This is a genomic window from Pseudomonas sp. AK-TSAG1-1 (assembly GCF_056821665.1).
The window spans coordinates 4,115,113-4,136,216 of sequence record NZ_CM165965.1; the positions used below are offsets into that span (position 1 = coordinate 4,115,113).

The window sequence follows — 21,104 nt, forward strand, 5'->3', positions numbered from 1 at the left end:
CCGGATGGTAACAAAAGCGTTCAGGGGCGTCAGCCGTCAAGGCCAGAGAAACCCGTAAGGAAATGTGGCCCGATGAAACGCTCGGGCAACGGGAACTCGTCGTGGTACTCGACCTGCACCAGATACAACCCGTACGGATGCGCGGTCACACCACCGGAACGGCGCTCGCGGCTCTCCAGCACTTCCTTCATCCATTCCACCGGACGCTCGCCGGCGCCAATCGTCATCAGAACACCGGCAATGTTGCGCACCATGTGGTGCAGGAACGCATTGGCGCGGATATCGAGCACAATCATCTTGCCGTGACGGGTCACGCGCAGATGATGCATCTTCTTGATCGGCGACTTGGCCTGGCACTGGCCGGCGCGGAACGCACTGAAATCGTGGGTGCCGATCAGGTATTGCGCGGCTTCGGCCATGCGCTCGACGTCCAGCGGGCGATGGTTCCAGGTGATTTCTTCGTTGAGATGGGCCGGACGAATCTGATCGTTGTAGATCACGTAGCGATAACGCCGGGCGATGGCCTTGAAGCGCGCATGAAAATGCGCCGGCATGACCCGCGCCCAACTGACACTGATGTCGTGAGGCAAATTGATGTTGGCGCCCATCACCCAGGCTTTCAGCGAGCGATCGACCTGCGTGTCGAAGTGCACCACTTGCCCGCATGCATGCACCCCGGCATCGGTGCGACCGGCACACTGCAGCGAAACCGGTGAATTGGCGACTTTCGACAAGGCTTTTTCGAGTTCTTCCTGCACCGTCGCGACACCCGTCAACTGACGCTGCCAGCCGCTGTAACGCGAACCTTTGTACTCGACGCCCAGCGCCACGCGGTAAAAGCCGTCGGGTGCCAATTCGGCGGCCGGGTTATCTATGTTTGCCAAAGTGGGACAGCCTGCTGATCTGCAAAGGCGGGCATTATAAGGCTGTGAGTCGGGGATGCCAGTCAGTTCTGTATTGACCGAGCCGGCCTCTTCGCGAGCAAGCCCGCTCCTACAGGGGATTGGGGGGTGGATCGGGATGGGTGGCTGCCGCAGGACCATTGTGGGAGCGAGCTTGCTCGCGAAAGCGCCGCTCCAGACGCAGCAAAATCCAGCCCAAACAAAAACGGCAGCCTCAATGGGCTGCCGTTCTGTTTACTGCTGACGCCGAATCAAGCCAGGTGCGAAAGCATTTCCTTGGCCTCGCCCCGCTGCTTCTCGTCACCCTCGGTCAACACTTCGTTGAGGATGTCGCGTGCGCCGTCGTTGTCGCCCATGTCGATGTAGGCCTGAGCCAGGTCGAGCTTGGTCGCCGCTTCGTCAGTGCCGGCGAGGAAGTCGAAATCGTCTTCACCCAGATCATCACCGATGGCCGCATCGGCTTCGGTGAAGGTCGGCTCGGCAATACTCTGCGACAGGCGATCCAGCTCGGCGTTGACATCATCCAGCTCGGCGGCGAAGGCATCCGGTTCTGCCGGGTTGCTGTCCATCTCGTCAGCCAGCGACAGATCGAAATCCGCCGGCAGCTCCAGGTCGTCCTGCGGCGCTTCGTTCACCACGGCAGGCTCGACCGGCGACAGGTCTTTCACGCCCTCGTCCAGGTCCAGCAGGAAATCATCGTCTGCCAGGTCCACTGCAGGCGCTGGCTCGGCACCGAGGTCCAGATCCAGGTCGAAGTCCGACAGGTCGTCGAGGTTTTCCTTGATCTCGGTCTGCTGTTGCAACACCGACTCAAAGCTCAGGTCGTCGTCTGCCGGGAATTCGTCCAACTGCACCGGTGCTTCAGGCTCAACGACAGGAGCAGGCTCAACCGGGGTAATGTTGTCGAGGTCATCCAGGCTCAGGTCGAAAGCGCTGTCCAGGTCATCTGCCACCGGCTCAGGCTCAGGTGCAGATTCAGGTGCAGGTGCAGGTGCTTCTGGCTCGTCAAGCAGCAGGTCTTTGACATATTGCGCATCCAGCTCTGCAGCGACTGCTGCTGCAGCCAGACCCGCAGCAGCCACTACCGCCATGGTCGGGAAGCGCTTCTTCAGCTCTTCGACCTTGGCGAAGTTATCGCCGTTGGCCACCAGTTGACGCTCCTGACCGACGAACGCATCGCGATCACCCTGCTGACCGTAGACTTCCATCAGCTTGAGGCGCAGATCGCTGCGTTGCGGCTCAAGGCTGACACCCTCTTCCAACAGCGCGGCAGCCTGATTCAGGCGGCCGGCGTTGATGTGCGACTGGGCCTTGTCCAGCACGTCATCGGAACGCTCGGCAGCCGGTGCGACCAATGGCGCCGCGATCGGCTCGGCCATCACCACCGGCGTCACGACCGGGGCCGGAGCAGGTGACGAGGCCTGGGTATTGAGTTTGACGCTGGCAGCCGGCACTTCCAGACCTTCGAAGCTGCTCTCCGGCAGGTCCTGCTCGGCGGAGAACTCTTGTTCCTCAGTCAGGGCCCGCGCCATGCGCAGGTGTTTCTCGGCTTCCTGTTGGGCTTTGCGGCGACGGGCCAGCAACAACAGCAGAAGCAGCAGGACCACCGCACCGCCACCGATCAGACCCAACAGGATCGGATTGGTCAGCAGCTCGTTGAACGTTTTGTCTTCATCGACAACCGGTTTTGGCGCAACGACTGGCGTCTCGGCGGGTGTGTCGACCGGCGGCGCAATTGCCGATTCCGGCGTTGGCGCCGCTTCTGCCGGAGTCGCCGGCGGTGTGGCGGCCAGCTCGGCAGTGATCGCCGGCACGGCAGCATTGGCGGCCGGGGCAGCGCCCGTACCGTCAGCCTGCATTTTCGCCAGTTGATTGTTTTTCAGCTCGATCAGGCGTTGCAGCTTGTCCAGCTGACTTTGCAGATCGGCCATGCGGCTCTTCAGCTCCTCGTTGTCACGACGGGTCGTGTCGAGGCTTTCCTGAGTGACCGCCAGCTTGTTGCTCAAGGCCTTGGCATCGCCGGCCGGGCCTTTGCCCCGCGCCTTGGCGCTTTCAGCGGAGACCAGGCTCAGGTTGTCTTTGGCATTCTGGCCGCTGCCGGCGTTGCTGCGACCACGCTTGGTCGCATCGAGTTGCTGCTGACCGGTGCCCGGCTTGGCGACATAACGACGACCCTGACGCCAGGCTTCGTTCTGCGCGGCAACTTCGGCAATCGCTTTCGACTGCGGCAGCGCGGCACTTTCCACCGAGTCCGGCAGACGCAGCACCTGGCCGGTCTTCAGCCGGTTGATGTTGCCGTCAATGAAGGCGTCCGGGTTCAGCGCCTGAATCGCCAGCATGGTTTGCTGCACGGAGCCGCCCGTGCGCGCCTTCGCAGCGATTTCCCACAGGGTATCGCGCGGCGTGGTGGTGTATTGATTCGGGTGCGTGGCACCGGTGGTCGGCGCGGTGATGGTCTGCGACGGCGCCGGTTGCGCGGCGGCTTCAGCGGTCTGCGGCGAGAATTTCGACGGATCCAGCAGCACGCTGTAGTCGCGCAGCAGGCGGCCGTTGGGCCACATCACCTGCACAAGGAATTTCACCATCGGTTCCGACAGTGGCTTGCTCGAGGTCACGCGCAGCACGCTTTTGCCGCTGGCGTTAAGCACCGGGGTGAAAGTCAGGTCGTTGAGGAAGGCCTGGCGATCGACGCCAGCCTTGGCGAAATCTTCCGGCGAGGCCAGGCTCGGCACCACTTCGGCAGCGGTGAGATCCTTGACGTCGAGCAGCTCGATTTCGGCCACCAGCGGCTGGTTCAGGGTCGACTTCAGGGTCAGCTCCCCGAGCCCGAGGGCATGCGCCATACCGGAGGACAGCGCCGAGGCGGCCGCTATTGCTAACACCAGTTTGCGAACTTGAACCATAGCCTCATCCTTTGTTTGAACGTTCCTCGGCCAGCGAGAAGATGTTGATTGCCGCTGCCGTAAGGCATTGCGCGCGACGACGACACAATGCCGCGCGCGATCATTTCTTTGATGCCCCGGAAAGTCCCGGAGGGTGACACGTTATCAAGTGCTCCGGGCAAGCATAGCGCTCACCTAGAATCAGTCGACAAATTGTTGCCAAGTATCTTTTACAGCAGGTCTTTTATCAACAATTCAGCGACCTGCACAGCATTGAGGGCTGCGCCTTTGCGTACGTTATCTGACGTCAGCCACAGATTAAGTTCCGCCGGGTCATCGACGCCGCTGCGCACTCGACCGACATAGACAACGTCCTGCCCCACCGCGTCACCCACCGCAGTCGGATAATCGCCGGCTTCGACCAGCTCGATGCCCGGCGCATCTTCAAGCGCAGCGTTGACCTTTTCCAGGTCGACCGCGCTCGCTGACTGCAAGGTCACGCTATAGCTATCGCCAAAAAACACCGGGGCTTGAACGCAAGTTGCGGAAATCTTTAATAAAGGCTGAACCAATACCTGGCGCAGCTCGCGCACCAGACGTTTTTCCAGCAGCGTGTGACCGTGGGCGTCCGGCGTGCCGACCTGGGCCAGCAGGTTGAAGGCCATTTGCCGATCAAAGAAAGTCGGCTCCAGCGGGCGCATGTTCAATAGCTCGGCGGTCTGCCGCGCCAGCTCGGTCACGGCCTCGCGACCTTGTGCGGAAACCGCCAGATTGGCGGTGACGTTGACGTATTGCAGATCGATCAAGTCGAGCAGTGGCGCCAGCACCACAGCCAGCGCGGTAGCCGACGGGCTTGGGCTGCTGACCTGGAACGGCGCGATCAAACCGGCGACGACCTCAGCATTGGCTTCCGGCACCACTTGCGGCGCCTGCTCGGCCGGCAGCGCGCCGGACAGGTCGATCAGCGAGCAACCGGCCGCATGGGCCCGCGCCGCATAGCTCAGGGTGATGGCCGGGCCGGCGGCGAAGAACACCAGTTTGACCTTGCTGAAATCGAACTCGTCGACTTCACGTACGCGCACGTTCTTGTTGCGAAACAGCACCGAGCTGCCGGCGGATTCGCTGCTGGCCAGCAGGTGCAGGTTGCCGACCGGGAAGTCGCGCTCTTCGAGAATCTGTACGAGGGTTTCGCCGACAGTACCGGTGGCGCCGATCACGGCAATATCTAGGGTCTGGGTCATGGTGCGAGCCTCTGGCGAAACGGGGGGAGCGGCACTTTACCGGGTGAGTGAGATGCAGGCAATTTCTGCCGGGATTTGCAGGGTCTGTTCTGGCCTCTTCGCGAGCAAGCCCGCTCCCACAGGGGGAATGCATTTGAAGGGTGGGAGCGGGCTTGCTCGCGAAGGCGCCAGACCAGACACCGTGAAACCTCAGGCATAAAAAAACCCGCACCTCTCACAAGGCGCGGGTTTTTCACAGCTTGAAGCGATCAACGCTCCAGCAGGATCCGCAGCATGCGACGCAGCGGTTCGGCCGCGCCCCACAGCAGCTGGTCGCCGACGGTGAAGGCACCGACAAATTGCGAACCCATGTTCAGCTTGCGCAGACGCCCCACCGGCACATTCAAGGTACCGGTGACCTTGGTCGGGCTCAGCTCCTGCATGCTGATCTCGCGCTGGTTCGGTACCAGTTTGACCCAAGGGTTGTGCTGGCTGATCAACCCTTCGATATCGGCGATCGGCACGTCTTTGTTCAGCTTGATGGTCAGCGCCTGGCTGTGGCAACGCATGGCGCCGATGCGCACGCAGATGCCGTCGACCGGGATCGGGCTCTTGAAGCGGCCGAGGATCTTGTTGGTTTCGGCCTGGGCCTTCCACTCTTCGCGGCTCTGGCCGTTCGGCAGTTCCTTGTCGATCCACGGGATCAGGCTACCGGCCAGCGGCACACCGAAATTCTCGGTCGGGTACGCGTCGCTGCGCATGGCTTCGGCGACACGACGATCGATGTCGAGGATCGCACTGGCAGGATCGGCCAGTTGATCGGCGACCGCGGCGTGGGTCGCGCCCATCTGCTTGATCAGTTCGCGCATGTTCTGCGCGCCGGCACCGGAGGCCGCCTGATAGGTCATGGCGCTCATCCACTCCACCAGACCGGCTTCGAACAGACCGCCCAGGCCCATCAGCATCAGGCTGACGGTGCAGTTGCCGCCGATGTAGTTCTTGGTGCCCGCGTCCAGTTGCTGGTCGATGACCTTGCGGTTGACCGGGTCGAGAATGATGACCGCGTCATCGTTCATGCGCAGGCTCGAGGCCGCGTCGATCCAGTAACCCTGCCAGCCGGCTTCGCGCAGCTTCGGGAACACTTCGCTGGTGTAGTCGCCGCCCTGGCAGGTCAGAATCACGTCGAGGGTTTTCAGCTCTTCAATGCTGTACGCGTCTTTGAGCGGAGCAATGTCCTTGCCCACGGACGGGCCTTGGCCACCGACATTGGAAGTGGTGAAAAACACCGGCTCGATAAGATCGAAATCCTGCTCTTCCAGCATCCGCTGCATGAGCACGGAACCGACCATGCCGCGCCAACCGATCAGACCTACACGTTTCATCGCAACTACACCTTCTTGAAAAGTGGGCCGCTGCTTTGTATTGAATTTCGCAGCGGGCCCGAGAGATTACAGATTCCGCAGCGCGGCGACTACTGCGTCGCCCATTTCCTGCGTACCGACTTTAGTGCAACCGGCCGAATAGATGTCACCGGTGCGCAGGCCTTGATCCAGCACCACGCTGACAGCTTTCTCGATGGCATCGGCCGCATCGTGCAGATTGAAGCTGTAACGCAGCATCATCGACACCGACAGAATGGTCGCCAACGGATTGGCAATGCCTTTGCCCGCAATGTCCGGGGCCGAACCATGGCAAGGCTCGTACATGCCCTTGTTGTTCGAATCCAGCGAGGCCGACGGCAGCATGCCGATGGAGCCGGTGAGCATCGACGCCTCATCGGAGAGGATGTCGCCGAACAGGTTGTCGGTGACGATCACGTCGAACTGCTTCGGTGCGCGCACCAGTTGCATGGCGGCGTTGTCGACGTACATGTGGCTCAGTTCGACTTCAGGGTAATCCTTGGCGACTTGCTCGACCACTTCACGCCACAATTGGCTGGACGCCAGCACGTTGGCCTTGTCCACCGAACACAGCTTCTTGCCGCGAACCATGGCCATGTCGAAACCGACACGGGCGATGCGACGGATTTCGCTCTCGCTGTACGGCAGGGTGTCGTAGGACTGACGCTCGCCGTTTTCCAGGGTACGAGTGCCGCGCGGCGCGCCGAAGTAGATGCCACCGGTGAGCTCACGGACGATCAGGATGTCCAGACCGGCAACGATTTCCGGTTTCAGGCTCGAAGCGTCGGCCAGTTGCGGGTAGAGGATCGCCGGACGCAGGTTACCGAACAGGCCCAGTTGCGCACGGATTTTCAGCAGACCGCGCTCAGGGCGGATGTCACGCTCGATGGTGTCCCACTTCGGGCCGCCCACCGCCCCCAGCAGTACGGCGTCGGCAGCACGGGCACGGTCGAGGGTTTCGTCGGCCAGCGGCACACCGTGCTTGTCGATGGCCGCGCCACCGATCACGTCATGGCTCAGCTCGAAGCCCAGGCTGTACTTGTCGTTGGCCAGTTCCAGCACCTTGACCGCTTCGGCCATGATTTCCGGACCAATACCATCACCTGGGAGAATCAGAATCTGCTTGCTCATGCTTTCCTCGTGTCTTCAGTCGGTGCGCCACGGGTGGCACGCCCGGAAAAATTCTTGGCGTTCGAAAACTATTTTTCAGCCCAGAGCACAATCACATCTGTACTGAACGAACCGTCGGCATCAATCTCAAAATATTCGCGCACTTCGTTGCCCATCGACTGCTGCAACTGGCGGATCGCCGCGCGCATCACCTCAGGCGTGCGCATGCGCTCGACCCAACTGCTGTACTCCAGACGCAGGCGCTGACGGGTGGTGCTGCGGGTATGCAGCCCGGCCTCGCTGATCTGGCGTAACCACTCGCCGGCGGAATAATCGCGCACATGACTGGTGTCGCGCAGCACTTCAACGCTTTGCAGGTAAGTGTCGAACAACGGACTGCCCGGTGACAATACGTCGATGAACGCCGCCACGCCGCCCGGTTTCAGCACCCGGCGCACTTCGCGCAAGGCCACGCCCAGATCGCTCCAATGGTGCGCCGAATAACGGCTGAACACGAAGTCGAACTCACCATCGGCAAACGGCAAGCGCTCGGCAGCACCGTTGACCGTGGCAATGTTGCTGATGCCGCGATCAACGGCAGCGGCGGCGACCACGTCGAGCATCTGCTGCGACAGGTCGTAGGCCACCACTTCCTTGACCAGCGGCGCGACATTAAAACTCACGTGACCGGCGCCACAACCCAGATCCAGCACCCGAGCCTCGCCCTGCCCGGCCAGTTCAGCCTGTAGCAGCGCAAATTCGGTGCCTTGAGCGTGAACGGCGCTGCTCAGGTAGGCAGCGGCCTGTTCACCGAATTGCTTCTGGACAACCTGGGTGTGCTGGGCGGTGCTGGTCATAGTCATTTCCTGGCATTTGTGTTGTTTGAGCTACCGCCTTCGCGAGCAAGCCCGCTCCCACCTTTGAAATGCATTCCCCTGTGGGAGCGGGCTTGCTCGCGAAGAGGTCAGCCCTGACTGCATCAATCTCAAATCTTGCTCATGCGTCGCGGAACAACCACGGCTGGCTCACGCGGTGCTTGGCTTCGAACGTGGCAATCGCATCACCGTCCTGCAAGGTCAGGCCGATATCGTCCAGACCGTTCAACAGGCAATGCTTGCGGAACGCGTCGATTTCGAAGCGGTAAACCTTGCCATCCGGGCGGGTCACGGTCTGCGCTTGCAGATCAACCTGCAATTGATAGCCCGGCTCGGCCTCGACCTGCTTGAACAACTCGTCGACTTCAGCGTCGCTCAGGATGATCGGCAGCAAGCCGTTCTTGAAGCTGTTGTTGAAGAAGATGTCGGCGTAGCTCGGCGCGATGATGCTGCGAAAACCGTATTCTTCCAGCGCCCATGGCGCGTGCTCACGGCTGGAGCCGCAACCGAAGTTCTCGCGGGCCAGCAACACGCTGGCGCCTTGATAGCGCTCGGCGTTGAGGACGAAATCCTTGTTCAGCGGGCGCTTGGAGTTGTCCTGGTACGGCTGACCCACATCGAGATAACGCCACTCGTCGAACAGGTTCGGGCCGAAACCGGTGCGCTTGATCGATTTCAAGAACTGCTTCGGAATGATCTGGTCGGTGTCGACGTTGGCTCGATCCAGAGGCGCGACAAGACCGGTGTGCTGGGTAAAAGCTTTCATGCTGCGCTCCTTTAGATCAATTCACGAACGTCGATGAAACGACCGTTCACCGCCGCCGCAGCGGCCATGGCCGGGCTGACGAGGTGGGTACGGCCACCGGCGCCCTGACGGCCTTCGAAGTTGCGGTTGGAGGTCGAGGCGCAATGCTCGCCGGACTCCAAACGGTCCGGGTTCATCGCCAGGCACATCGAGCAACCCGGTTCACGCCACTCGAAACCGGCTTCGAGGAAAATCTTGTCCAGACCTTCGGCTTCCGCCTGCGCCTTCACCAGACCCGAGCCCGGCACCACGATGGCCTGCTTGATGGTCGAGGCGACTTTGCGGCCCTTGGCGATCACGGCGGCGGCGCGCAAGTCTTCGATACGCGAGTTGGTGCAGGAGCCGATGAACACGCGATCCAGTTGAATGTCGGTGATCGCCTGATTGGCGCTCAAACCCATGTATTTCAAGGCGCGGACGATCGAATCGCGCTTGACCAGGTCCATCTCTTTGGCCGGGTCCGGCACGTTCTGATCAACGGCCAGCACCATTTCCGGGGAAGTGCCCCAACTGACTTGCGGCTTGATCTGCGCAGCGTCCAGTTCGACCACCGTATCGAACTGGGCATCAGCGTCGGATACCAGGTCTTTCCAGGCCTCGACAGCCTGATCCCACTGCGCGCCTTTCGGTGCGAACGGACGCCCCTTGACGTACTCGACGGTTTTCTCGTCGGCAGCCACCAGACCCACACGAGCGCCGGCTTCGATGGACATGTTGCAGATGGTCATGCGGCCTTCGACGGACAAGTCGCGGATCGCGCTGCCAGCGAACTCGATGGCATGGCCATTACCGCCGGCAGTGCCGATCTTGCCGATCACCGCGAGGACGATGTCCTTGGCGGTCACGCCGAACGGCAACTGGCCTTCGACGCGCACCAGCATGTTCTTCATTTTCTTGGCGACGAGGCACTGGGTGGCAAGCACATGCTCGACCTCGGAGGTGCCGATACCATGCGCCAGCGCACCGAACGCGCCGTGGGTCGAGGTGTGCGAGTCGCCGCAGACCACGGTCATGCCCGGCAAGGTCGCGCCCTGCTCCGGGCTGATCACGTGAACGATGCCCTGACGGATGTCGTTCATCTTGAACTCGACGATGCCGTACTCATCACAGTTGTCATCGAGGGTCTGAACCTGCAAACGCGAGACCTGATCGGCAATGGCAGCGATACCGCCCTTGCGCTCCGGGGTCGTCGGTACGTTGTGGTCCGGGGTCGCGATGTTGGCATCGATGCGCCAAGGCTTGCGCCCGGCCAGACGCAGGCCTTCGAAGGCTTGCGGCGAGGTCACTTCGTGAATGATGTGACGATCGATGTAGATCAACGCAGAGCCATCGTCGCGCTGCTTGACCAAATGCGAATCCCAGAGCTTGTCGTAGAGCGTTTTGCCGGCCATCAGACGGTTCCTCATCAGCTTGTTTCTATGCCCTGGGCTTATCAATAACCCTTTGGCTTGTGAGGCCGATCCTATGGGGTTAGATTAAATAACTCAAATTCATATTTTTTATGCTTTGGATAACCAACTGGAATACGACCCATGGACCTGGCCAACCTCAATGCCTTTATCGCTATCGCCGAGACCGGCAGCTTCTCCGGCGCCGGCGAGCGACTGCACCTGACGCAGCCAGCGATCAGCAAACGCATCGCCGGACTGGAGCAACAGTTGAAGGTGCGCCTGTTTGATCGGCTGGGCCGCGAAGTCGGTCTGACCGAGGCTGGCCGCGCCTTGCTGCCCCGGGCTTATCAAATTCTCAACGTGCTGGACGACACTCGCCGCGCCCTGACCAACCTGACCGGCGAAGTCAGCGGCCGCCTGACGCTGGCCACCAGTCACCACATCGGCCTGCACCGTTTGCCGCCGCTATTGAGGGAGTTCACCCGCCGCTACCCGCAGGTGGCGCTGGATATTCAGTTTCTGGATTCGGAAGTGGCTTACGAGGAGATCCTCCACGGCCGCGCCGAACTGGCGGTGATCACCCTGGCCCCGGAGCCGCACACCCTGGTCAAAGCCACGCCAGTGTGGGACGACCCGCTGGATTTCGTGGTGGCGCCGGAGCATTCATTGATCAGCAACGGCGCGGTGAGTCTGGCGGACATTGCCGGTCATCCGGCAGTTTTCCCCGGGGGCAACACCTTTACTCACCATATTGTCCAACGCTTATTCGAGGCCCAAGGGCTGACGCCGAACATCGCCATGAGCACCAACTATCTGGAAACCATCAAAATGATGGTCTCCATCGGTCTGGCCTGGAGTGTTCTGCCCCGCACCATGCTCGATGAACAGGTGGCGCGCATACCTTTGCCGGGCATACAGCTCAGTCGCCAGCTAGGCTATATCGTGCACACCGAACGGACGCTGTCGAATGCGGCAAGGGCTTTCATGGCCTTGCTGGATGCGCAAATCGATCTGCCAGGGACTCCAGGCTAACTTGTGCTACTCCTATAGAGCCGCTGTCCCTGTGCCTAACGCCACCATCAGCTCAAGGCCCGTTAACAATGCCGAAATCTGTTGACCGAATTCCGCCGATGCCGCGTATTCAGGCCATTGATCCGCGACGTTCCGAGCAGAGCTGGGAGAGTGCGCCGCAATTGCTGGCCGCGCTCAACGGCGCCCGGCTCGGAGCTTGGTACTGGGACATCGAGCGCGGGCAGATCAGTTGGTCACGGGGCACCCAGGCGCTGTTCGGCTTCGATCCACGGCAACCGCTGCCCGAAGATCTGGAATACCTCGACCTGTTGCCGCCCGAAGACCGGGCGAAAACCGTTCGCGCCTTCCACGCGGTGATTGCCGGCGCGCCACTGGAACAGGCGATGCACCACCGTATCCGCTGGCCCGACGGCAGCCTGCACTGGCTGGAGATCAGCGGCAGCCTGCTGCCGGACAAACACGGCCGCCCCCGAATGATCGGGGTGATTCGCGAAATCACCCACCAGCGCCAGCGCGAACAGGCCCTCAGCAGTTCCGAGAAACGTTTCGCCACCCTCTTTCATCTGTGCCCGAACATGGTGCTGCTGACGCGCCAGGAGGACGGCCTGATCAGCGAGGCCAATCAGTATTTCGAAAGCCTGTTCGGCTGGCCGGTGCAGAGCGCCATTGGCCGCACCACGCTGGAGCTGGGTTTGTGGGTACACCCGGAGCAACGCGCCGAACTGGTGAAAAAGACCAAGGCCAAAGGCGAACTGATCAGCATGGAAGTGCAGTTTCGCGCCAGCAACGGGCAGATTCATGACGGCATCCTCAGCGCGCAGAAGGTCGAACTCGAGGGCCAGCCCTACCTGCTGAGCACCTTCCTCGACACCACCGAACGCAAAGCCGCCGAACACGCCTTGAAAGACAGTCAGGAACGCCTTGACCTGGCGCTGGACTCGGCACAGCTCGGCACCTGGGACTGGCACATCCCCAGCGGCATGCTTTACGGCTCGGCGCGAGCGGCGCAACTGCACGGGCTGGAGCCGATACCGTTTCACGAGTCGTTCGAGGAGTTTTTCGAAGGCGTGCCCGGCGAGGAACGTGACAGCATGCGCGATGCCTATCGCAGCCTGCGTGAAGGCCCGGCCGGCAACTATCAACTGACCTATCGCGTGCAACTGCCGGATGGCAGCTCGCGCTATCTGGAAAGCCGCGCCCGCCTCTACCGCGACGAAAACGGCGCCCCTCTGCGCATGGCCGGGACCTTGCTGGACATCACCGATCAGGTCGAGCGCGAGCAGCGCCTGGTCGCCTCGGAAGAGAAGTTCGCCACGCTGTTCCAGGTCAGCCCCGACCCGATCTGCGTGACCCGTCAGGACAGCGGCGAATTCATCGAAATCAACAACAGTTTCACCCAGACCTTCGGCTGGAGCGCCGCCGATGTGATCGGTCGCACCGCCGAAGACATCGGCCTGTGGGACGCCTCGGCGAAGAGCCTGCAACGCATCGAACGGGTGATCCGCGAACAGGGCCTGAGCAATGTCGCGATCATCGTCCAGCACAAGGACGGGCAGTCGCTGACTTGCGTGATTTCCAGCCGGCAGATCAGCGTCGGCAATCAGCCGTGCATCGTCACCACCCTGCGCGACATCACCCAACAGCAGCGCTCCGAGGCCGCACTCAAGGCCAGCGAAGAGAAATTCGCCAAAGCGTTCCACTCCAGTCCCGATGCCATCACCATCACCGAGCGCGACACCGGGCGCTATCTGGAGGTCAACGACGGCTTCTGCCGCCTCACCGGCTATCGCGCCGAAGAAGTGGTGGGTAAAACCGTCTACCAGATCGGCATCTGGGCCGAGGAAAAACAACGCTCGGCGCTGCTCGCCGAACTGCAGATCAAGGGCCGCGTGCATCATCAGGAAATGCTCGGGCGCAACAAGCGTGGCGAACTGCTGACGGTCGAAGTGTCGATCGAACCGATCACCCTCAACGAAACCGCATGCCTGCTGCTGACAGCGCGGGACGTCAGTCTGCTGAAGAACGCTGAAGCGCAGATCCGTCACCTGGCCTATCACGACCCGCTGACCAACCTGCCCAACCGTGCCTTACTGATGGATCGCCTGAGCCAGCAGATCGCCCTGCTCAAACGACACAATCTGCGCGGCGCACTGCTGTTCCTCGACCTTGACCATTTCAAGCACATCAACGACTCGCTGGGTCACCCGGTCGGCGACACCGTGCTGAAAATCATCACCGCACGGCTCGAAGCCAGCGTACGCATGGAAGACACCGTCGCACGCCTGGGCGGCGATGAATTCGTAGTGTTGCTCAGTGGCCTGGAGGGCACGCGCAACGAGGTCAGTGTGCAAGTGCGCGAGTTGGCCGACACCATTCGCGAACTGCTGTCGGAACCGATGTTCCTCGACGGCCAGCGCCTGCAAGTGACGCCGAGCATCGGCGTGGCGCTGATTCCCGATCACGGCTCGACCCCGACCGACCTGCTCAAGCGCGCCGACATCGCGCTGTACCGGGCCAAGGATTCCGGGCGCAACACCACGCAGATGTACCACAACACCATGCAGAAAGCCGCCAGCGAACGGCTGCGCATGGAGACCGACTTGCGCCTGGCGCTTTCTCGCGGCGAATTCAACGTGCACTTCCAGCCGCAGGTCGACGCACGGGACAACCGCATCATCGGCGCCGAGGCACTGGTGCGCTGGAATCATCCGGAACTCGGCGCGCAATCGCCCACCGAGTTCATCAAGGTGCTGGAGGAAAGCGGGCTGATTCTGGAAGTCGGCACCTGGATCCTCGACGAGGCTTGCGAAGCGTTCAAGCAACTGATCGCCTTGAAGCTGATCGACCCTCTCAATTTCAGCCTCTGTGTGAACATCAGCCCACGGCAGTTCCGCCAGAACGACTTCGTCGAACGCATCGAACACAGCATGACCAGCCACGGCCTGCCCTGCTCGCTGCTGAAACTGGAGATTACCGAGGGCATCGTCATCCAGAACCTGGAAGACACCATCAGCAAGATGCGCCGCCTGAAAAAGCTCGGCGTGAGCTTCGCCATGGACGACTTTGGCACCGGCTACTCGTCACTGACCTACCTCAAGCGCCTGCCGGTGGACACCCTGAAAATCGACCAGTCGTTCATCCGCGACGCGACCACCGACCCCAACGACGCCGAGATCATCCGCGCCATCGTCGCCATGGCCCGCAGCCTGGAACTGGAGGTGATTGCCGAGGGCGTGGAAACACCGGAACAACTGGCGTTTTTGCAGGGACTGGGCTGCCATTTGTATCAGGGCTATCTGCACAGTCGCCCGGTGGCGCTGGAGGCGTTGAAAACGATGCTCGAATGACGGGCACAAAAAAGGGCGCCATTGGCGCCCTTTTTCTTGCTCGGCCTTATTGCAGAGCCGGCTTCTGCACCCCGTTGATCGGGATGCGCTTGGCTTTCGCTTCTTCCGGGATCACCCGCAACAGGTCGATGCTCAGCAGACCGTTGCTCAGATCGGCGGCCTTGATCTCGATGTGATCGGCCAGGCGGAAGGACAACTTGAAAGCGCGCTGGGCAATGCCCTGATGCAAGAAGGTCACGCCTTCGTTGGCATCACGCTTGCCGCCACTGATGGTCAGCACCCCCTTCTCGACTTGCAGCTCCAGGTCTTCTTCCTGGAAACCGGCTGCCGCTACGACGATGCGGTATTGATCGTCACCGTGTTTTTCCACGTTGTACGGTGGATAGGTGCTGCCTGGCTCGTTGCGCAGGGCGGTTTCGAACAGATCGTTGAAGCGGTCGAAACCTACCGAGGAACGGAACAGTGGAGCGAGGGAAAATGCAGTACTCATGGTTCAAATCTCCTGAAAACAATCAGCAAGTTTTTGTGTCTCCGCGACCCGAATTCGGCATCGCGTACCCCTTAGATAGGGACCGCTGAAATGATTTCAAGAGATTATTTGCAGTTTTTTTCAGGCCGCTTCGGCGACCGGCAAACCTAGCAAACGCGAGACCTGATCCGGTTCTGTCTCGCGACGCAGCACGGTAAACAGCTCGGTAGCCTCGGGATAATTGCGCGTCAGCATCGCCAGCCATTGCTTCAACCGACCCGGCGATTGCCGCGCAGTCATCTGCGCCTTGGCCTGCAGCCAGAAGTCCTGGATCAGCGGCAACAGTTCGGCCCAGGTCATCTCGACCACTTCCTCGCCGGCGCGGGCGGCAGCGATCTGTTTGGCCAGGTCGGGCCGCGACACCAGGCCGCGCCCGAGCATGATGTCTTCCACGCCGCTGATCTCGCGGCAACGCCGCCAGTCTTCGACGCTCCAGATGTCACCATTGGCGAACACCGGCACCTTGACCACCTCCTGCACCCGCGGGATCCACTCCCAGTGCGCCGGCGGCTTGTAGCCATCGACCTTGGTCCGGGCGTGAACCACGATGTGTTCGGCACCACCCTCGGCCAGCGCAGTCGCGCAGACCAGCGAGCCGTCCGGACTGTCGAAGCCCAGGCGCATCTTCGCAGTCACCGGGATGTGCGCCGGTACGGCACGACGCACGTGCTCGACGATGCTGTTGAGCAGCTCCGGCTCCTTGAGCAGCACCGCCCCACCCCGGGATTTGTTGACGGTCTTGGCCGGGCAGCCGAAGTTCAGGTCGATCACTTCGGAGCCGAGTTCGCAGGCCAGCGCAGCATTTTCCGCCAGGCACACCGGATCGGAACCCAACAACTGCACGCGCAACGGTACGCCGGACCGGGTGCGGGCGCCGTTGAGCAGCTCCGGGCCGAACTTGTGAAAGTAGGCCGGGGTGAGCAACTGATCGTTGATCCGAATGAATTCGGTCACGCACCAGTCGATGCCGCCAACGCGGGTCAGCACGTCGCGCAGGATATCGTCGACCAACCCCTCCATGGGCGCCAGAGCAATTTGCATGGGGAAAACACTACTCAAGGAAAAAACGTGAGGCAGTTTACTGGATATCGCAAGAAATCGCAGATCCCTGTGGGAGCGGGCTTGCTCGCGAAGGCGTCGTGTCAGTCAGCATTCATTTAGCTGATCCACCGCTTTCGCGAGCAAGCCCGCTCCCACATTCAGATATTCGCTGACTCGAGAGACTGGATCGCCGGGCCGTAACCTTCGATAAACTCCGCCGGCATGCGCTTGGGCTTGCCGGTGGACAGCTCGATGCAGACGAAGGTGGTCTGGGCGCGCAACAGGGTGGTGTTGTCGCTGGGGCGAATCAGCTGGAAATGCCGGGTCATTTTCAGGCGCTGATCCCAATCGACGATCCAGGTCGCCAATTGCAGCTCATCGCCTTCGTAGGCGGCCGCCAGATAATCGATTTCGTGACGCACAACCGCCATCGCCCGATCCAGGCGCCGGTACTCGACCAGATCCAGCCCAAGACGCTGCGAGTGGCGCCAGGCGCAGCGTTCAAGCCAGGTCACGTACACCGCGTTGTTCGCGTGGCCCAGCCCGTCAATATCCTCGGCGCCTACTTGCAGATCAATGGTGAACGGCGTTGCCCGATCCCAGCCCATGCCCCACTCCCGGTCAGATTATTCAACCGGGGCAGTGTAACGGATGCTCAGGCCGATTGCCGCGCTTGAAGACTGCGCCCCGCCAACAGTGATAACACGCCATCAACCACCCGGGGGTCGGCCAGCACGCGCTGGTGACCGCCGCTTTCCAGGCGCAGCAAACGGCTGTCGAACCAGGATTCGTGGATCAGTTGCGATTCCTTGACCGAGACGAAGCTGTCGTCCTCGGCATGCACGATCAGCCCCGGCATATCCAGTTGATAGTGCGCGACATCCAGCGTGGCTGCGCGCATGCCGACATCCCGCTCGACCTGCCGGATGAAAGCAGAACGCGCCCTCGGCGGCATGCCGACATAGCGGGCGAAACCACGCAGCACGCCGAGTATCCTTGCGGGCGCGGCGATACTGACGAGGGTTTCGGTGCGCAATCCCAATTGCACGGCGAGCATCGCGCTGGCGCCGCCCATGGAGTGGCCGATGACCGCTTGCAGCGGTGGCAACTCGGCAGCGGCTTCAAGCATCGCGCGAGCAAACAGCACGACATTGGCTTCACGCCCCGGGGAGCGACCGTGAGCCGGACCATCCAGCGCAACGACGGTGTAGCCGGCCTCGACCAGCGCGCTGATCAGAGCCGCAAACTGGGTTGGCCGGCCTTCCCAACCGTGCATCAGCAATACGGTCGGGCCTTGACCCCAGCGCAGGGCTGACAGACCAAAGCGCAAGGTGATCCGCTCGGAACTCGCCAGCAGCGGCAACTCCCAATCACGCAGTGGCAGTGCGCGCGGCGTCATGAACGCCAGACGCATTTTGCTCGCCACCAATTTCGGTGCAAACCAGCCCAAGGTGCCATTAACGCCACGAACCCACTTCAACGTGCTCATCGCTCTCTCCTCAGGCTGTGGCCTTCAGGTCAACGCACCGCCGACTTGGCCGCGCGCAGCAATCGATCGGATAAATCACCCGGGCCCAGCGCTCTAGCCAGCGCCAGACCACCAACCATCAAAGCCACATCGGCCAACGCTTTGTCGGTGTCCTCGGGGCTGGACGCCAACTGCGCAATCATCAGTTCCAAGTGCTCGTTCAGCGCGATACGGAATGACTCCGGCAAACGACCCAGTTCGCCGATCGACGCCGGGATCGGACACGCCGACTCACTGGAATCACGGTGTTTGCGCGACAGATAAAACGCAGCCACCAGCGCACGACGCTCTTCACCGGTCAGCTCGGAATCCATGTCGGCAATCAGGTCGCGTCGGCGGCCAAGCAGTTGCTTGAACGCCTCAAGCATCATCGCGTCCTTGCTTTCGAAGTGCGCATAGAAACCACCGACGGTCAGGCCGGCGGCGCCCATCACTTCGCCCACGCTGGGGTCTGCCGGGCCACGCTGGATCAGTGCGGCACTGGCAGCCTTGAGGATGCGTTCGCGGGTTTGAGCTTTTTTATCGTTCATCGTTGCCTCCGAATATTACGACTAGAATATTATTCGCATAATAATATTCTGCAAGTCGAGGATATGACCGCTGGTCTGAAGCACAGTGTAAGGAAAAGGAGAGTTGGCCAAACGCCAGACAAACAAAAGGGCCATTCAATAATTGAATGACCCTTATAAATCCCGCAGAGCGGGTAATCGTGGCGTCCCCTAGGGGACTCGAACCCCTGTTACCGCCGTGAAAGGGCGGTGTCCTAGGCCACTAGACGAAGGGGACGCAAAACCCTTCTACAACTGATCAGTGCTGAGTGCTGATCGCTTCAAGGCCGGTGTGGCCAGACCTTGAAGTGTAAATTGGTGGAGCTAAGCGGGATCGAACCGCTGACCTCCTGCATGCCATGCAGGCGCTCTCCCAGCTGAGCTATAGCCCCGGATTTTTCGCCTCGCGGCGGAGTGACATCTTGCAACATCACTTCTGTAAAACTGGCGTCCCCTAGGGGACTCGAACCCCTGTTACCGCCGTGAAAGGGCGGTGTCCTAGGCCACTAGACGAAGGGGACGCAAACCCTTCTATACAACTGATCAACGCTGAGTGTTGATCGCTTCGAAGCCGGTGTGGCCAGGCTTCGAAGTGTAAATTGGTGGAGCTAGACGGGATCGAACCGTCGACCTCTTGCATGCCATGCAAGCGCTCTCCCAGCTGAGCTATAGCCCCTCATCGTTGATGTCATCGCTGAGGACGGGGCGAATCTTAAGGGCGTATCGAAAGCCTGTCAAACTTATTTTTGAAAAATTTCAAAGTTTTTTGTCGGCATAACAATCACTTACCGCCCTCCCCCCGAAAATCCGGGGGAAAAACGCCGAAGGCCGGAATCAAACGATCCCGGCCTTCGGCGGTTCCTGCAGAGTCAAGTGTGCTTAGGCGATCGCGCCCAGCAGCTTTTCCCACTCTTTGTTTTCTTTCTTCGACACGCCGCCCAGCAGATCAATCGCCTGGCGCAGACGGAAACGGGTCAGGTCGGGACCGAGGATTTCCATCGCATCGAGCACCGACACCGAACTCGCCTGCCCAGTGATTGCGGCAAACATCAGCGGCATCGCATCACGCAGTTTCAGCTCGAGGGATTCGACCACCGCCTGAATCGTTGCGGTGATGCTGTCCTTCTCCCACTGACGCAGGCTTTCGAGCTTCCACAGAATCAGCTGCATCAACTGGCGTACCTGATCGCCCGAAAGCTTCTTCGATTCGAACAGCTTGGCATCCGGGTTCACGCCACCGGCAAAGAAGAAGCCGCCCAGCGGTGCAACCTGGCTGAAGGTTTCCACGCGACCCTGAACCAGCGGCGCGATCTTCATCATGTAATCGGAGTTGAACGCCCACTTCTGCACACGCGCGGCGAATTCTTCCACCGGCAGATCACGCAGCCACTGGCCGTTGAGCCACGACAGTTTTTCGATGTCGAAGATCGGCCCGCCAAGCGATACGCGCTTGAGATCGAAGTTGTCGACCATTTCCTGCAGCGAGAACTTCTCGCGCTCGTCCGGCATCGACCAGCCCATGCGGCCCAGGTAGTTGAGCATCGCTTCCGGCATGAAGCCCATGCGCTCGTAGAAAGTCACCGAGGTCGGGTTCTTGCGCTTGGACAGCTTGCTCTTGTCCGGATTACGCAGCAGCGGCATGTAGCACAGCTCAGGCTGTTCCCAACCGAAGTATTCGTACAGCAGAATCAGTTTCGGTGCCGACGGCAGCCACTCTTCGCCGCGCAGCACGTGGGTGATGCCCATCAGATGGTCGTCGACCACGTTGGCGAGGAAATAAGTCGGCAGGCCGTCGGTCTTCATCAGCACTTGCATGTCCATGCGATCCCACGGGATCTCGACATCGCCACGCAACATATCCGGCACCACGCAGACGCCTTCGGTCGGCACCTTCATGCGGATTACGTGCGGTTCGCCGGCCGCCAGACGCGCGGCGACTTCTTCCTTGGACAGCAGCAGTGCGCGGCCGTCGTAACGCGGGGTTTCGCCACGCGCCATTTGCTCGGCGCGCATCTGGTCCAGCTCTTCAGCGGTGCAGAAGCACGGGAACGCGTGGCCCATGTCGACCAGTTGCTGGCAATACTTCTGATAGATATCGCCACGCTCACTCTGCCGGTACGGACCGTGCGGGCCGCCGACGTCCGGGCCTTCGCTCCAGTCGATACCCAACCAGCGCAAGGCGTCGAAGATCTGCTGTTCGGACTCGCGGGTCGAACGCAACTGATCGGTGTCTTCGATGCGCAGGATGAACTCACCGCCATGCTGCTTGGCAAAGCAGTAGTTGAACAATGCGATGTAAGCGGTACCTACGTGGGGGTCCCCGGTAGGCGATGGCGCGATGCGAGTACGGACGGTGGTCATGGCATGTCTCGAAAAGAATGAAAAGCAGAACAATCAAGCGGCGAATGGTAACAGGCGACACCCGCCCCGCTCCAGCGGGCAGGGCATATAAGCCAAGTTTGCGGCTGGAACGCCCATAGAGCGCGGTGAATGG

16 protein-coding genes and 4 tRNA genes are annotated in these 21,104 nt (G+C 61.0%); 2 read left to right on the forward strand and 18 right to left on the reverse strand.

Translation table 11 applies throughout. The annotated features are described in order from the left end of the window. Positions 1–29: 29 nt before the first annotated feature. The 8 genes from truA to leuC form a co-directional block, all read right to left on the reverse strand. Positions 30–884 carry a tRNA pseudouridine(38-40) synthase TruA gene (gene truA / locus AC1UK9_RS18480; RefSeq protein ID WP_025111188.1) on the reverse strand — a complete coding sequence of 285 codons (855 nt, stop codon included), beginning with the start codon at positions 882–884 and terminating at the stop codon, positions 30–32. Positions 885–1,153: 269 nt separating this feature from the next. Further along, positions 1,154–3,805 (reverse strand): motility hub landmark protein FimV, encoded by a 2,652-nt coding sequence (locus AC1UK9_RS18485; protein ID WP_482578249.1) that lies wholly within the window; start codon positions 3,803–3,805, stop codon positions 1,154–1,156. A gap of 209 nt (positions 3,806–4,014) precedes the next feature. Further along, complete coding sequence (locus AC1UK9_RS18490; RefSeq protein WP_482578250.1) at positions 4,015–5,025, reverse strand: aspartate-semialdehyde dehydrogenase; 1,011 nt, start codon at positions 5,023–5,025, stop codon at positions 4,015–4,017. 248 nt (positions 5,026–5,273) lie between these two features. Beyond that, on the reverse strand, positions 5,274–6,386 hold the full coding sequence (asd, locus tag AC1UK9_RS18495) for an aspartate-semialdehyde dehydrogenase (RefSeq protein ID WP_007956451.1): 1,113 nt from the start codon (positions 6,384–6,386) through the stop codon (positions 5,274–5,276). A gap of 66 nt (positions 6,387–6,452) precedes the next feature. Beyond that, positions 6,453–7,535, reverse strand: coding sequence for a 3-isopropylmalate dehydrogenase (gene leuB, locus AC1UK9_RS18500; RefSeq protein ID WP_473013025.1), 1,083 nt, complete (start codon positions 7,533–7,535; stop codon positions 6,453–6,455). Between the two features lie 68 nt (positions 7,536–7,603). Continuing rightward, positions 7,604–8,371 (reverse strand): class I SAM-dependent methyltransferase, encoded by a 768-nt coding sequence (locus AC1UK9_RS18505; protein WP_473013026.1) that lies wholly within the window; start codon positions 8,369–8,371, stop codon positions 7,604–7,606. Positions 8,372–8,510: 139 nt separating this feature from the next. Beyond that, a complete protein-coding gene (leuD, locus tag AC1UK9_RS18510) occupies positions 8,511–9,155 on the reverse strand; it encodes a 3-isopropylmalate dehydratase small subunit (protein WP_025111182.1) in 645 nt (214 codons plus the stop codon). Between the two features lie 11 nt (positions 9,156–9,166). After that, on the reverse strand, positions 9,167–10,585 hold the full coding sequence (gene leuC, locus AC1UK9_RS18515) for a 3-isopropylmalate dehydratase large subunit (RefSeq protein WP_025111181.1): 1,419 nt from the start codon (positions 10,583–10,585) through the stop codon (positions 9,167–9,169). Positions 10,586–10,726: 141 nt separating this feature from the next. On the opposite strand from leuC, the gene AC1UK9_RS18520 reads away from it, so the two are divergent. Together AC1UK9_RS18520 and AC1UK9_RS18525 are read left to right on the forward strand one after the other, a co-directional pair. Beyond that, a complete protein-coding gene (locus AC1UK9_RS18520; protein ID WP_007969232.1) occupies positions 10,727–11,617 on the forward strand; it encodes a LysR family transcriptional regulator in 891 nt (296 codons plus the stop codon). A gap of 68 nt (positions 11,618–11,685) precedes the next feature. Beyond that, entirely contained in the window at positions 11,686–14,964 is a 3,279-nt protein-coding gene (locus AC1UK9_RS18525; RefSeq protein ID WP_482578251.1) for a sensor domain-containing protein, read from the forward strand. Positions 14,965–15,010: 46 nt separating this feature from the next. On the opposite strand, the gene AC1UK9_RS18530 is transcribed toward AC1UK9_RS18525, so the two are convergent. The 10 genes from AC1UK9_RS18530 to gltX form a co-directional block, all read right to left on the reverse strand. Then, entirely contained in the window at positions 15,011–15,454 is a 444-nt protein-coding gene (locus tag AC1UK9_RS18530) for an Hsp20 family protein (protein ID WP_025111179.1), read from the reverse strand. A gap of 120 nt (positions 15,455–15,574) precedes the next feature. After that, a complete protein-coding gene (locus AC1UK9_RS18535; protein WP_473013028.1) occupies positions 15,575–16,534 on the reverse strand; it encodes a tRNA dihydrouridine synthase in 960 nt (319 codons plus the stop codon). A gap of 158 nt (positions 16,535–16,692) precedes the next feature. Next, entirely contained in the window at positions 16,693–17,142 is a 450-nt protein-coding gene (locus tag AC1UK9_RS18540) for an acyl-CoA thioesterase (protein ID WP_025111177.1), read from the reverse strand. Between the two features lie 47 nt (positions 17,143–17,189). After that, positions 17,190–18,023 (reverse strand): alpha/beta fold hydrolase, encoded by an 834-nt coding sequence (locus AC1UK9_RS18545; protein WP_482578252.1) that lies wholly within the window; start codon positions 18,021–18,023, stop codon positions 17,190–17,192. A gap of 29 nt (positions 18,024–18,052) precedes the next feature. Next, positions 18,053–18,592 carry a TetR/AcrR family transcriptional regulator gene (locus tag AC1UK9_RS18550; protein WP_025111175.1) on the reverse strand — a complete coding sequence of 180 codons (540 nt, stop codon included), beginning with the start codon at positions 18,590–18,592 and terminating at the stop codon, positions 18,053–18,055. Positions 18,593–18,772: 180 nt separating this feature from the next. Further along, positions 18,773–18,848, reverse strand: a tRNA-Glu gene (locus AC1UK9_RS18555). A 78-nt stretch (positions 18,849–18,926) separates the two neighbouring features. Beyond that, a tRNA-Ala gene (locus tag AC1UK9_RS18560) sits at positions 18,927–19,002 on the reverse strand. Between the two features lie 53 nt (positions 19,003–19,055). Then, positions 19,056–19,131: transfer RNA gene (locus tag AC1UK9_RS18565), tRNA-Glu, on the reverse strand. Between the two features lie 79 nt (positions 19,132–19,210). Further along, positions 19,211–19,286, reverse strand: a tRNA-Ala gene (locus AC1UK9_RS18570). A 203-nt stretch (positions 19,287–19,489) separates the two neighbouring features. Further along, complete coding sequence (gltX, locus tag AC1UK9_RS18575) at positions 19,490–20,971, reverse strand: glutamate--tRNA ligase (protein WP_473013029.1); 1,482 nt, start codon at positions 20,969–20,971, stop codon at positions 19,490–19,492. Between the last annotated feature and the right edge of the window lie 133 nt (positions 20,972–21,104).

Coding starts and splice junctions, on each gene's coding strand:
- AC1UK9_RS18485 (WP_482578249.1), bottom strand. CDS start 3,805: ATGGTTCAAGTTCGCAAACTGGTGTTAGCAATAGCGGCCGCCTCGGCG.
- AC1UK9_RS18490 (WP_482578250.1), bottom strand. CDS start 5,025: ATGACCCAGACCCTAGATATTGCCGTGATCGGCGCCACCGGTACTGTC.
- asd (WP_007956451.1), bottom strand. CDS start 6,386: ATGAAACGTGTAGGTCTGATCGGTTGGCGCGGCATGGTCGGTTCCGTG.
- leuB (WP_473013025.1), bottom strand. CDS start 7,535: ATGAGCAAGCAGATTCTGATTCTCCCAGGTGATGGTATTGGTCCGGAA.
- AC1UK9_RS18505 (WP_473013026.1), bottom strand. CDS start 8,371: ATGACCAGCACCGCCCAGCACACCCAGGTTGTCCAGAAGCAATTCGGT.
- leuD (WP_025111182.1), bottom strand. CDS start 9,155: ATGAAAGCTTTTACCCAGCACACCGGTCTTGTCGCGCCTCTGGATCGA.
- leuC (WP_025111181.1), bottom strand. CDS start 10,585: ATGGCCGGCAAAACGCTCTACGACAAGCTCTGGGATTCGCATTTGGTC.
- AC1UK9_RS18520 (WP_007969232.1), top strand. CDS start 10,727: ATGGACCTGGCCAACCTCAATGCCTTTATCGCTATCGCCGAGACCGGC.
- AC1UK9_RS18525 (WP_482578251.1), top strand. CDS start 11,686: ATGCCGAAATCTGTTGACCGAATTCCGCCGATGCCGCGTATTCAGGCC.
- AC1UK9_RS18530 (WP_025111179.1), bottom strand. CDS start 15,454: ATGAGTACTGCATTTTCCCTCGCTCCACTGTTCCGTTCCTCGGTAGGT.
- AC1UK9_RS18535 (WP_473013028.1), bottom strand. CDS start 16,534: ATGCAAATTGCTCTGGCGCCCATGGAGGGGTTGGTCGACGATATCCTG.
- AC1UK9_RS18540 (WP_025111177.1), bottom strand. CDS start 17,142: ATGGGCTGGGATCGGGCAACGCCGTTCACCATTGATCTGCAAGTAGGC.
- AC1UK9_RS18545 (WP_482578252.1), bottom strand. CDS start 18,023: ATGAGCACGTTGAAGTGGGTTCGTGGCGTTAATGGCACCTTGGGCTGG.
- AC1UK9_RS18550 (WP_025111175.1), bottom strand. CDS start 18,592: ATGAACGATAAAAAAGCTCAAACCCGCGAACGCATCCTCAAGGCTGCC.
- gltX (WP_473013029.1), bottom strand. CDS start 20,971: ATGACCACCGTCCGTACTCGCATCGCGCCATCGCCTACCGGGGACCCC.